Below are 11,590 nucleotides of genomic sequence, written 5' to 3' on the forward strand. Positions count from 1 at the left end.
CAGTCAGCGGTCGTCCAACAAGGGCTGGGTGGGGTTCCACGGGGTTCCGGTTTCGGCGTCGTGGCGGCGGCGGGCTATCGCGGACAGCGCCTCCAGCACCACCCGGTTGCCCAGGTACGCGGTGATGTCGGCGTGGTCGTACGGCGGGGCGACCTCGACCACGTCCAGCCCGACCACCGGCAGCTCGTAACACACCCGGCGCACCGCGTCGAGCAGTTGCCGGGAGGTGAACCCGCCCGGCTCGGGTGTGCCGGTGCCCGGCGCCATGCCCGGGTCGACCACGTCCACGTCGACGGAGAGGAACACGCCCTCGCACTCGTCGGTGGCGATCCCGAACGCCTCGGTGAGGCAGGTGTCCAGGCCGCGCGCCACGATCTCGGTCATCTCGTACGAGCGCATCCGCTGTTCCGCCATCCACGCCAAGGTGGAAGGGCCCGGCCAGTAGCCGCGCAGCCCGATCTGGAGGAAGCGGTCGCCGCGTACCGCGCCGGACTCGATGAGCCGCCGCATCGGCTGGCCGTGGCCGTGCAGCGAGCCGAACTCGACGTCCCCGGTGTCGGCGTGCGCGTCGAAGTGCACCAGCGACACCCGGCCGAGCCCGTGGTGCCGGGCCACCCCTGTCGCGTCGGGCAACGCGATGGAGTGGTCGCCGCCGAGGACCACCGGGATCGCCCCGGCCGAGGCGACCGCGTGCACGGCGGTCTCCAGCGCGGCGAGCGAGCGCTCGATGTCGCCGCCGAACATCTCCACGTCGCCGGCGTCGTAGACGCACAGGTCCTTCAGGGCGTCCACGCGCAGCGCCAGCGACGGGCGGGAGCCGTCGTGCGGCAGGTAGCAGGCCTGCCGGATGGCGGACGGCCCGAACCGGGTGCCGGGCCGGTGCGAGGTGCCGCCGTCGAACGGCGCCCCGATGATCACCACGTCCGCGTCGGCGTACGTGACCGGCTCCTCGACGGTGCACGGCGGCACGCCGAGGAACGTGACGTCGGGACCGTACATCGGGCCGTACCGGGTCATCGTTCCTCCATCCCCCACGGCGAACCGTAGCCGGTGAGCAGGTCCAGGAAGGGGGTCGGCGGGAACGCCTCCGGGCCGAGCACGCCCGTGCCGGACCAGGCGCCGGTGGCGAGCAGTTCCAGCGCGACGACCGGGTTGACGGCGGTCTGCCAGACCACCGCCTGGTGGCCGTACTCGGCCATCGACCACTCGTTGTCGACCACGTGGTAGAGGTAGACACGGCGCGGCTGCCCGTCCGGGCCGGTGCCGGTGACGTACGTGCCGGCGCAGGTCTTGCCGCTCATCCGGTCGCCGAGCGTGGCCGGGTCCGGCAGGGCGGCGGCCACCAGGTCACGCGGCGACACGTCGACGCCGCGTACGCGCACCGGCTGGGTCGAGTCCAGCCCGAGCTTGTGCAGCGTGCGCAGCACCTCGATGAACTCGGTGCCGAGGCCGTACTTGAAGGTGACCCGCTTCGCCGGCACCCAGCGCGGGATGAGCAGCACCTCCTCGTGCTCGACGTTGACGCACTCGACCGGGCCGATCCCGGCCGGGAAGTCGAAGACCTCCGGCTCGCTGAACGGTTCGGTGGTGAACCAACCGCGCCCGGCCTCCCAGATCACCGGCGGGTTGAGGCACTCCTCGATGGTGGTCCAGATGGAGAACGAGGGCGCGAAGTCGTACCCGGCGACCGTGAGGTTCGCGCCGTCGCGTACCCCGATCTCGTCGATCTCGGCGAACAACTCGTCGGCGGCGTAGCGGGCGAAGACGTCGGACAGGCCCGGCTCGACGCCGATGCCGCAGAGCGCCAGCCGCCCGGCGGCGGCCCATTGCTCCGCGACGGCGAACTGCTCGTCGCCGAGCTTGACCCCGGTCTCGGCGTAGGGACGCTCGGGGTGCGGCCGGGACAGCGACATGGCCATGTCGAGGTAGTCGGCCCCGGCGGCGAACGCGCCGTCGAAGATCGGCATGACGAAACGCGGGTCGACCGCGTTGAGCACGTGCGTGATGCGGTGGTCCCGGCACAGCGCGGCCACCGCGTCGGCGGAGGACGCGTCGACTGTGGCGGCGACGAACCGGTCGCCATGCCCGGCGACGGCCCGCGCCGCGCGCGCCGGGTCGTGGTCGGCGACCACCATGAGCTCGAAGAAGGAACGGCGGGCGGCGATGGATACGGCGGCGGAGCCGACGCCACCGGCGCCGACGAGGAGGATACGCATCAGGAGTCGAACCCCAGTCCAAGACGGTCGAGAGTACGGAGCCAGAGGTTGCGCCGTCCGTCGCGCGCGTCGGCGCGGGCGAGCGACCAGCGGGTGAGGTTGATGCCCACGGACCGGGCCGGTTCCGGCGGGAACGGCAGCGGCTTGCTGCGTACCAGGTCGAGCCGGGTCAGCGGGGTCTCAGTGCCGGAGAGCAGGTCGAGCGTCACGCGGGCGCCGAAGCGGGTCGCGCCGACGCCGAGCCCGGTGAACCCGGCCGCGTACGCCAGGCGCCCTTCGTACGCGGTGCCGAAGAACGCGCAGAACCGGGTGCAGGTGTCGATGACGCCACCCCAGCGGTGGCTGAACCGCAGCCCGTCCAGTTGGGGAAAGGTCGCGAAGAAGTGCGACGCCAGCGCGGTGAAGGTGGCCTCGCGCTGCTCCAGCGCGGGGGTCACCCGGTTGCCGTAGTGGTAGATCGCGTCGTAGCCGCCGAACAGGATCCGGTTGTCGGCGGTGAGCCGGTAGTAGTGGAACTGGTTGCCGGTGTCGGCGAGCCCCTGCCGGTGCCGCCAGCCGATCGCGTCGCGCTGCGCGGCGGTCAGCGGCTCGGTCATCAGCGCGTAGTCGTAGACCGGGACGACCCAGGAGCGCAGCCGGCGCAGCAGCGGCGGGAACGCGTTCGTGGCCAGCACGACCTGCCGCGCCCGCACCGCGCCGGGCGCCGCGTCCGTGCCGCCGGCCGTGGTGGCGCGCAGCGTGGCGCCGTCGCGGGCCAGGCCGGTGACGCGGGTGTGCTCGTGCACGCGTACGCCCAGGTCGAGCGCGGCCCGCCGCAGTCCCCAGGCGAGCTTCGCCGGGTCGAGCAGGGCCACCCGGTCGGCGTCCCACATCCCGCCCAGGTACGTCGGCGACGCCACCTCGGCGCGTACCTCGTCACGGTCGAGCAGCCGCACGTCGTGGCCGTACCGGCGGGCCAGCTCGGCGTCGGCGGCGAGCCCGTCGAGCTGGTACGGCTCGACCGCCACCGCCAGTTCGCCGGTGCGTTCGAGGTCGCAGTCGATGTCGTACTTCGCCACCGTGGCGGCGATGGCGTCCAGGTTCTCCCGGCCCAGCCGTTCCAGCTCGCCGATCTCGCCGGGGAACCGCTCGACGCCGTTGGCGAGCCCGTGGGTCAGCGACGCGGCGCAGAACCCGCCGTTGCGCCCGGACGCCGCCCAACCGCACGTGCCCGCGTCGACGAGCAGCACGTCGCGGTCCGGGTCGGCCTCCTTTGCGAGCAGCGCGGTCCACAGCCCGGCGTACCCGCCGCCGACCACCAGCAGGTCGGCGGTGTGCGACCCGGACAGCGGCGGCAGCGGGTCGGGACGAACCGGGCGGTCCAGCCAGTACGGCACGGGCGCGGCATCGGCCAGCGCCCGGCCGGTATGCGGGAGTGTCACGGCTTGCCCGCCGGTGTGGCGACCACCGCGAGGGCGGCCCGTCGCGCCCGCCGCCCGCGCAGCGAGGTGGCCCCGACCAGCAGCAACGCGATCACGAACATCGCCGTGCCGATCACGTTGACCTGCGGCGGGATGCCCCGCTGCGAGGCGCCCCAGACGTACATCGGGAACGTGACAGTGGTGCCGGCGTTGAAGTTCGTGATGATGAAGTCGTCGAAGCTGAGCGAGAACGCCAGCAGCGCGGCGGCCACGATGCCCGGCAGCACGAGCGGCAGCGTGATCCTTCGGAACGTCTGCCACTCGCTGGCGTACAGGTCCATGGCGGCCTCCTCCAGCCGCCGGTCCATGCCGGAGAGCCGGGCCTTCACGGTAACCACGACGAACGACATGCAGAACATGACGTGCGCGATGACGATCGTCCAGAAGCCCTGCGGCACCCCGGCGGCGACGAAGAGAGCGAGCAGCGAGGTGCCCATCACCAGTTCCGGGGTGGCCATCGGCAGGAAGATCAGCCCGTTGAGCCCGGACCGGCCGCGGAAGCTGTGCCGGACCAGCGCGAACGCCATCAGCGTGCCGAGGATCGTGGAGGCGACTGTGGCGATCAGGCCGATCTGCATGCTGCGTACCACCGCGTCGCACATGTCCGAGGTGGCGCAGGGCTGCTTCCAGTTGTCGAGCGTGAACTCGTTGAAGTCGTAGGAGAGCCGGCTGGAGGGCCGGTTGAAGGAGAGCCCGGCGACCACCATGATCGGCAGCGTCAGGTAGCCGAGGACGAGCAGAGCCACGCCCATCACCCACCGGTCGGCGAGCCAGCGCCTGACCTTCACAGAACCTCCTCCGTACCGGCCCGGCGCAGGTAGACGAAGACGATCGCCAGGATCGCGGCCATCAGCAGGAACGACAGCGCCGCGCCCTGCGGGTAGTCCAGCCGGACCAGGAACGCCGAGTCGATGACGTTGCCGATCATGTACTCGTTCGGCGTACCGAGCAGTTCGGCGTTGATGTAGTCACCGGTGGCCGGGATGAAGAACAGCAGCGTGCCGGCGATCAGGCCGGGCATCGACAGCGGCAGCGTGACCTTGGCGAACGCGCGCAGCGGGCTCGCGTACAGGTCGCTCGCCGCCTCCAGCAGCCGGGGATCGAGCCGCTCCAGGCTCGCGTACAGCGGCAGCACCAGGAACGGCAGGAAGTTGTACGTCAGACCGAGCACCACGGCGATCGGGGTGGCCAGCAGCCGCCCGTCCGGCCCGAGCAGGTGCACGTCGCGCAGCAGCCCGACCAGCGCGCCGTTGTCCGACAGGATGGTCTTCCAGGCCAGCGTGCGCACCAGGAAGCTGGTGAACATCGGCGCGACCACCGCGACCAGCAGCAGGTTCTTCCACCGGCCGGCCTTCTGCGCGATCGCGTACGCCAGCGGGTAGCCCATCAGCAGCGCGAGCACCAGCGCGATTGCCGAGTAGAGGAACGACCGGGAGAACTGCGGCCAGTACGCCTGCAACGCGTCCGGGTAGTTGCTGAACGCCCAGGTCATCGCGTACCCGGTGGAGAGCGAGCCGGCCGGGTCGTACAGGCTGGCGGACGCGAGTTGCACCAGCGGCAGCGCGAAGAAGACGAGCAGCCAGGCCGCGCCGGGCAGCAGCAACAGGTACGGCAGGAGCCGGTTGCGCCCGCGCCGCACCGGCGGCGGCGCCGGTTTCCCGGCGGAGGTCGGTACGTGGGCCAGCGCGCTCATGCCGCCACTCCGCTTCGCTCCGTGCCGTCACGAGGCACCTTCGCGCTGAGCCTGCCGATTCGCTCGCTGCGCGCGCTCATGCCACCACTCCGCTTCGCTCCGTGCCGTCACGAGGCACCTTCGCGCTGGGCCTGCCGATTCGCTCGCTGCGCGCGCTCATGGCAGCGCACCCACCGGCGGCTCGTCGAGCAGCGGCGTGGTCTGGTCGTCCTCACCGGCCGCCCGGGGCAGCAGGAACGCGTGCCGCGGGTCCCAGTGCGCGGTCACCGCCGTGCCGACCGCCAACTGACCGCCCAGACCGCTGTTCGCGGCGAACGCGGTCAGTTCGCTGCCCCAGGCGGTGCGCACCAGGTACTGCGTGCTCACCCCGACGTACGAGGCGTCGGTGACCACGCCACCGAGGTGCTGGTGCCCGGCCGGCACCCCGTCCGGCCCCTCGGCCAGGTGCAGCTTCTCCGGACGTACGCCGAGGAAGCCCGGCCCGTCGGTGAGCCGGGCCCGGCCGGCGGGCACCGAGAAGCGCGCGCCGTGCGCCGTGACCAGCACGTCGTCGGCGGCGCGGCCGCCCGCCTCGGCAGCGAGCAGGTTGGACTGGCCGAGGAAGTTCGCGACGAACGCGGTGGCCGGGTACTCGTAGATGTCGGCGGGCGCGCCGAGCTGCTCGATCCGGCCGGCGTTCATCACCGCGACCGTGTCGGCCATCGTCATGGCCTCCTCCTGGTCGTGGGTGACGTGCACGAACGTGATGCCGACCTCGGTCTGGATCCGCTTCAGCTCGATCTGCATCTGCCGCCGCAGCTTCAGGTCGAGCGCGCCGAGCGGCTCGTCGAGCAGCAGCACCTGCGGGTGGTTGATGAGCGCCCGGGCCAGCGCGACGCGCTGCTGCTGGCCTCCGGAGAGCTGGGCCGGACGACGCCGGCCGTACCCTTCGAGCTGGACCAGCGCGAGCATCCGCTCCACCTGGTCGCTCACCTTGCGGATGCCGCGGAGGCGCAGCCCGAACGCCACGTTCTCGTGGATGTCCAGGTGCGGGAAGAGCGCGTAGCTCTGGAACACGGTGTTGACCGGCCGCTTGTACGGCCGCAGCCCGGCGATGTCCTGCTCGCCGAGCAGCACCTGTCCGCTCGTGGGCTGCTCCAGCCCGGCGATCATCCGCAACGTGGTGGTCTTGCCGCAGCCGGACGCGCCGAGGAGGGCGAAGAACGAGCCCTGCGGGATGGTGAGGGTGAGGTCGTCGACGGCGGTGAAGACGCCGAACCGCTTGGTGAGGTCGACCAGTCGCAGGTCGCCGGCCGGGGTCTGCTGCCCCTTCACGCGCCGATCACCTGCTGGAACTTGGTCTCGTACTCCTTCTCCTGCGCTTCGTCGAGCGCCATGAAGACCTTGGCCTTCGACAGCATCGCGTCGTCCGGGAAGATCAGCGGGTTCGTGGCCAGATCCGGGTCGATCTTCTCCATCTCGGCCTGCGCACCCTGCACCGGGCAGATGTAGTTGACGTACGCGGCCAGCTTCGCCGCCACCGCCGGGTCGTAGTAGTGGTTCATCAACGCCTCGGCGTTGGCCTTGTGGGTGGCCTTGTTCGGCACCAGCATGTTGTCCGACCAGAGCATCACGCCGGACTCGGGCACCACGAACTTGATCTTCTCGTCGTCGAAGCCGAGCTGGACCACGTCGCCGGACCAGCCGATGCACGCGGCGATGTCGCCCTTGGCCAGGTCGGGCGCGTAGTCGTTGCCGGTGAACCGCCGGATCTGCTTGCTGTCCACGGCCTTCTTGAGCTTGTTCAGCGCGTCGTCGAACTGGGCCGAGGTGAACTTGGCCGGGTCGTGGCCGAGCGACTGGAGCAGCAGGCCGATGGTGTCGCGCATCTCCGACAGCACAGTCACCTTGCCCTTGAGATCGGGGCGGGTGAGCAGCTCGTCGACGGTGCGGATCTCCTTGGTGACCTTCGCGTTGTACGCGAGCCCGGCCAGCCCGGACTGCCACGGGACGGCGAGCTGGGTCTCGGCGTCGAAGGAGCGCCCGCGCAGCGACTGCAGCAGGTTCGCCTCGACGTTGGGCATCTTCGACTTGTCCAGCTTCTGCACCCAGCCGAGGCGGATCACCCGGGCGGCCATCCAGTCGGTGAGCACCATGATGTCCCGGCCGGTGCTCTGACAGCCGGCGAGCTGGTTGCGCACCTTGCCGAAGAACTCGTTGTTGTCGTTGACGTCCTCGGTGTACGTCACCTGGATGCCGGAGGCGGCGACGAACGCGTCGAGCGTGGGGCGCTTGGACTCGTCCTTCTCGTCGGTGTCCATGTACTGCGGCCAGTTCGAGAAGGCGACCTTCTTCTCGGTGGCGGACAGATCCTCGCTCTTGCAGCCGGCTTCGGTCTGCTGGGCGCCCTTGGTTCCGCAGCCGGCCAGGGTGCCCGCGGTGGCGAGCAGCGCGGCCGAGCCGACGGTCCCGGTGAGCAGACCACGCCGGGTGAGGGTCCGGAGGGGACTACGCATGTGACGACTCCTTGGGGGGCATCGTCGGCGGCGGGACGGGGGCGGCGCGCCGGCGGGAGGGTCAGTGGCGATGGACGACTGATCCTGACATGAGAAAACCTCTCTCACAAGGGATTCCGTTGCCGGAATAGCCAGTCGCCACGAAATACGCCAGACTGCGCGGGGCACTACGCTCAACACGGAGAATCGGACACGAGGAGCGTCGATGGTCAACCGGCACCAGGAGAACTCCAACGGCGCCCGCCGGGTCACCGTGCGTGAAGGGTCCAACCACGCTCTGCTCGACGACGTGGCCAAGCAGATCATCGAGCAGCTCCAGGAGGACGGGCGCCGCCCGTACGCGAGCATCGGCAAGGCGGTCGGGCTCTCCGAGGCAGCGGTACGCCAGCGGGTGCAGCGACTGCTCGACGCGGGCGTCATGCAGATCGTCGCGGTCACCGACCCGCTCCAGCTCGGCTTCCCCCGCCAGGCCATGATCGGGCTACGGACCGACGGCGACCTGGAACCGGTCGCCGACCGGCTGGCCGAGTTCGAGGAGATCGACTACGTGGTGATCACCGCCGGCTCGTTCGACCTGCTGGCCGAGGTGGTCTGCCGCAACGACGCGCACCTGCTGGAGATCCTCCAGAAGCTGCGCGGCGTGCCCGGGGTGCTCTCCACCGAGGCGTTCGTCTACCTGAAGCTGCGCAAGCAGACCTACAGCTGGGGCACCGCCTGATGCGGATTCCGTTGACCGTGCAGTGATACGACGCTGAATCCGTCGTGGTGAAGCTTGTTCGCTTGCCTTATCGGCACCGCCTGTGGGATAACCGTGGGCAGAGCGGCCGGTGTCACCCCTGACCGGCCCGAGACCCGATGGGGCTGACATGGCCAACGCCACCGACCACCTGTGGATGCACTTCACCCGCATGGCGAGCTACCCCGCCGGCGAGGTTCCGACAATCGTCCGGGGCGAGGGCGCGTACGTCTGGGACGCACAGGGCCGCCGCTACCTGGACGGGCTGGCCGGGCTGTTCGTCGTCAACGCCGGCCACGGCCGCGCCGAGCTGGCCGAGGCCGCCGCCAAGCAGGCCGGCGAGCTGGCCTACTTCCCGCTCTGGTCGTACGCCCACCCGAAGGCCGTCGAGCTGGCCGAGAAGATCGCCACGCTCACGCCCGGCGACCTGAACCGGGTGTTCTTCACCACCGGTGGATCCGAGGCCGTCGAGGCCGCATGGAAGCTGGCCCGGGCCTACTTCAAGCGCACCGGCAAGCCCACCAAGCACAAGGTGGTCAGCCGCTACATCGCCTACCACGGCACCTCGATGGGCGCGCTGTCGATCACCGGCCTGCCCGGCATCAAGACCGACTTCGAACCGCTGGTGCCGGGTGGCATCAAGGTGCCGAACACCAACTTCTACCGGGCCCCCGAGCACGGCGACGACGCCGAGGCGTTCGGCCGGTGGGCCGCCGAGGAGATCGGGCGGGCGATCGAGCGGGAGGGGCCGGAGACGGTCGCCGCCGTCTTCCTGGAGCCGGTGCAGAACTCCGGCGGCTGCTTCCCGCCGCCGCCCGGCTACTTCGAGCGGGTACGCGAGATCTGCGACGCGTACGACGTGCTGCTCGTCAGCGACGAGGTGATCTGCTCCTGGGGCCGGCTCGGCGAGTACTTCGGCGCCGTGCGCTACGGCTACCAGCCGGACATCATCACCACCGCCAAGGGCATCACCTCCGGCTACGCCCCGCTCGGCGCGATGATCGCCAGCGAGCGGCTGATGGAGCCGTTCCTCACCGAGACCGGCATGTTCGCGCACGGCGTGACGTTCGGCGGCCACCCGGTCTCCTGCGCGGTCGCACTGGCCAACCTGGAGGTGTTCGCCCGGGAGGACCTGATCGGGCACGTCCGGGCCAACGAGGGCGCGTTCCGGTCCACCCTGGAGAAGCTGTACGACCTGCCGATCGTCGGCGACGTACGCGGCGACGGCTACTTCTACGGCATCGAGCTGGTCAAGGACAAGACGACCCGGGAGACGTTCGACGAGGCCGAGTCGGAGCGGCTGCTGCGCGGCTTCCTCTCCACCGCGCTGTTCGACGCCGGGCTCTACTGCCGCGCCGACGACCGGGGCGACCCGGTGGTGCAGCTCGCCCCGCCGCTGATCGCCGACCAGCAGCACTTCGACGAGATCGAGCAGATCCTACGCGCGGTGCTGACCGAGGCGTGGTCCCGGCTCTGAGCCGATGACGGGCTATCAGCACCTGTCGTACTGGCTGTCCGGCCTGGACGAGCCGCTGACACCACGACCCGGGTTGCCCGGCGACACGGACGCCGACGTGGCGATCGTGGGCGCCGGGTACACCGGGCTGTGGACGGCGTACTACCTGGTCGAGGCCGATCCCACGTTGCGCGTCGTCGTGCTGGAGCGGGAGATCTCCGGGTACGGAGCGTCCGGGCGCAACGGCGGCTGGTGCTCGGCACTGTTCCCCACCTCGCTGCCGGCGCTGGCCCGCCGGCACGGCCGGGACCGGGCACTGGCCATGCAGCGGGCCATGCACGACACGGTCGGCGAGGTGGGCCGGGTCGCCGCCGCCGAGGGCATCGAGTGCGACTGGCAGGCCGGCGGCACTGTGACGCTGGCCCGCAGCGAGGCGCAGCTGCGCCGGGCCCGCGCCGAGGTGGACCAGGCCCACGCGCACGGGCTCACCGACGACGACCTGACGCTGCTCGACGCCGACAAGGCCGCCGCGCGGTGCAACGCCGAGGGGGTACGCGGCGGCACGTACACCCCGCACTGCGCGGCCGTGCACCCGGCGAAGCTGGTCCGGGGCCTGGCCCGGGCGGTGGAACGCCGGGGCGTACGCATCCACGAGCGGACAGCGGTGACCGCGCTGCGGCCCGGCGCGGCGGCGACAACGGCGGGCGTGGTCCGGGCACCCGTGGTGGTGCGCGCGACCGAGGGCTACACGCCGGGGCTGCCCGGCCAGCGGCGTGTGGTGGCACCGGTCTACTCGCTGATGGTGGCCACCCCGCCGCTGCCCGAGGAGACCTGGGCGCGGATCGGGCTGGCGGAGCGGGAGACGTTCTCCGACTACCGGCACGTCATCGTGTACGGCCAGCGCACCGCCGACGGCCGGCTCGCGTTCGGCGGGCGGGGCGCGCCCTACCACTACGCCTCCCGGGTGCGGCAGGACTTCGACCGGGAGCCCCGGGTGTTCGCGGCGCTGCGCCGGGCGCTCGGGGAACTGTTCCCGGTGCTCGGACCGGACGTGCCGGTGACGCACGCCTGGGGCGGGCCGCTCGGCGTGGCCCGGGACTGGTCCGCGTCGGTGGGGCTGGACCGGCGTACCGGGCTGGCCTGGGCGGGCGGCTACGTCGGTGACGGCGTCGGCACCAGCAACCTCGCCGGGCGTACGCTCGCCGACCTGATCCGGGGCGTGGACAGCGACCTCACGGCGCTGCCCTGGGTGGGGCACCGCTCCCCCCACTGGGAACCGGAGCCGCTGCGCTGGCTCGCCATGAACGCCGGCCTGAAGATCATGTCCTCAGCCGACCACACCGAGCACAGAACCCATCGCCCGTCCCGCCGGGCAGACCTCTTCAACCGCTTCCTGGGCCACTGACCCACTCCCCCTTCCACCCCACCTCACCCCGTTGATCATGAAGTTGGCGGCACTCAGGGAGATCGAAAACGCCGTCAACTTCATGATCGACGCGGTGAGGGGCCGGGGGCGCGCAGGCGCGGGCGCGGG

At 71.2% G+C, this 11,590-nt stretch carries 10 protein-coding genes; 3 read left to right on the forward strand and 7 right to left on the reverse strand.

Going from position 1 to position 11,590, the window contains the following annotated elements; genetic code table 11:
- Nucleotides 1-3: 3 nt before the first annotated feature.
- The 7 genes from speB to F8279_RS17565 all read right to left on the reverse strand — a co-directional run bounded on the left by speB (nt 4) and on the right by F8279_RS17565 (nt 7,864).
- Nucleotides 4-1,017 carry an agmatinase gene (gene speB, locus F8279_RS17535; protein WP_151500504.1) on the reverse strand — a complete coding sequence of 338 codons (1,014 nt, stop codon included), beginning with the start codon at nt 1,015-1,017 and terminating at the stop codon, nt 4-6.
- On the reverse strand, nt 1,014-2,216 hold the full coding sequence (locus F8279_RS17540) for a saccharopine dehydrogenase family protein (RefSeq protein ID WP_151500505.1): 1,203 nt from the start codon (nt 2,214-2,216) through the stop codon (nt 1,014-1,016). Before F8279_RS17540 ends, speB begins: the two co-directional genes overlap by 4 nt.
- Complete coding sequence (locus F8279_RS17545; RefSeq protein ID WP_151500506.1) at nt 2,216-3,637, reverse strand: FAD-binding oxidoreductase; 1,422 nt, start codon at nt 3,635-3,637, stop codon at nt 2,216-2,218. Before F8279_RS17545 ends, F8279_RS17540 begins: the two co-directional genes overlap by 1 nt.
- Entirely contained in the window at nt 3,634-4,464 is an 831-nt protein-coding gene (locus tag F8279_RS17550; RefSeq protein WP_225853316.1) for an ABC transporter permease, read from the reverse strand. The genes F8279_RS17545 and F8279_RS17550 overlap by 4 nt, the downstream gene beginning before the upstream one ends.
- Nucleotides 4,461-5,369 (reverse strand): ABC transporter permease, encoded by a 909-nt coding sequence (locus F8279_RS17555; RefSeq protein WP_091418625.1) that lies wholly within the window; start codon nt 5,367-5,369, stop codon nt 4,461-4,463. The genes F8279_RS17550 and F8279_RS17555 overlap by 4 nt, the downstream gene beginning before the upstream one ends.
- Before the next feature lie 156 nt (nt 5,370-5,525).
- Complete coding sequence (locus F8279_RS17560) at nt 5,526-6,683, reverse strand: ABC transporter ATP-binding protein (RefSeq protein WP_151500507.1); 1,158 nt, start codon at nt 6,681-6,683, stop codon at nt 5,526-5,528.
- Nucleotides 6,680-7,864 (reverse strand): spermidine/putrescine ABC transporter substrate-binding protein, encoded by a 1,185-nt coding sequence (locus tag F8279_RS17565; protein ID WP_151500508.1) that lies wholly within the window; start codon nt 7,862-7,864, stop codon nt 6,680-6,682. The genes F8279_RS17560 and F8279_RS17565 overlap by 4 nt, the downstream gene beginning before the upstream one ends.
- Nucleotides 7,865-8,069: 205 nt before the next feature.
- On the opposite strand from F8279_RS17565, the gene F8279_RS17570 reads away from it, so the two are divergent.
- The 3 genes from F8279_RS17570 (at nt 8,070) to F8279_RS17580 (ending at nt 11,461) form a co-directional block, all read left to right on the forward strand.
- On the forward strand, nt 8,070-8,582 hold the full coding sequence (locus F8279_RS17570) for an Lrp/AsnC family transcriptional regulator (RefSeq protein ID WP_091418617.1): 513 nt from the start codon (nt 8,070-8,072) through the stop codon (nt 8,580-8,582).
- 148 nt (nt 8,583-8,730) lie between these two features.
- Nucleotides 8,731-10,077 (forward strand): aspartate aminotransferase family protein, encoded by a 1,347-nt coding sequence (locus F8279_RS17575; protein ID WP_073824804.1) that lies wholly within the window; start codon nt 8,731-8,733, stop codon nt 10,075-10,077.
- Nucleotides 10,078-10,081: 4 nt separating this feature from the next.
- The gene (locus tag F8279_RS17580) at nt 10,082-11,461 is read left to right on the forward strand and encodes an FAD-binding oxidoreductase (RefSeq protein WP_151500509.1); all 1,380 of its coding nucleotides are present in this window, start codon (nt 10,082-10,084) and stop codon (nt 11,459-11,461) included.
- Nucleotides 11,462-11,590 lie beyond the last annotated feature (129 nt).

This window comes from Micromonospora sp. AMSO1212t, assembly GCF_008868145.1.
Taxonomy (GTDB): Bacteria; Actinomycetota; Actinomycetes; order Mycobacteriales; family Micromonosporaceae; genus Micromonospora; species Micromonospora tulbaghiae.